This window comes from Vibrio sp. 811 (assembly GCF_033339195.1).
Map to the genome: position 1 here is coordinate 1 of NZ_JAWOUB010000511.1, position 643 is coordinate 643.

2 protein-coding genes are annotated in these 643 nt (G+C 35.9%); both read right to left on the reverse strand.

The genetic code is table 11. The features are described 5' to 3' along the window. Positions 1-113: 113 nt before the first annotated feature. Positions 114-290 (reverse strand): hypothetical protein, encoded by a 177-nt coding sequence (locus R7Q46_RS27785; RefSeq protein WP_005483239.1) that lies wholly within the window; start codon positions 288-290, stop codon positions 114-116. Between the two features lie 148 nt (positions 291-438). Continuing rightward, positions 439-643: cytochrome c-type biogenesis protein (locus R7Q46_RS27790; RefSeq protein ID WP_318078378.1), on the reverse strand; the 205-nt coding region annotated here is incomplete at its 5' end.

A 643-nucleotide genomic window follows, 5' to 3' on the forward strand; every position in this document is an offset into this window, starting at 1 on the left:
ATCTTGCTGCGCTGATGAATTGTTATAGTATAACAATTTTATAAAACTACAATAAAAAACCCCAGACAAATTTTTGCCTGGGGTTGGTAAAGGTTAGAGCATGAAAAGGAATCTTAATGAGTTTGGCTACGTTTCCAAACCGCTAATTCTATCCATACCGCTTCGAGTTCTTGAATTTCTTCGTCTGTTAGGACGGCGAGAGTTGAAGTCACTTGTGGCAGCTTCGGTGTTTGAAACGCACGAATCTGCGAATAAAAGTCCTTCTTTAACTGCAATATAACTGAATCCACTGCGTACACCTACTGTTGTTCTTTTATTACTTCTCCAGCTCAAATTTTATCGTTAGCTTTATACTGGAGGCTTCATAAATTCCAAAAAATGATAACACTCTGCTTGTTATATGCACAATTTATTTTCCATACTGGAATAATGGTCACATTAATTTCGCTTGATTAGTCGGATCGAAAATAGAGCAAAAAAGATCAAAAATATAATAGGAAAGATCCACAATAGCGCAGTTGAATAATTAAATGGAGGTTGATACAGAACAATATTTCCATATCGTTCAACCAAATAATCTTTTACCTGCTGATCAGAGCTCCCTTCATTGACCATGGTATAGACCTTTAACCGAAGATCTTTA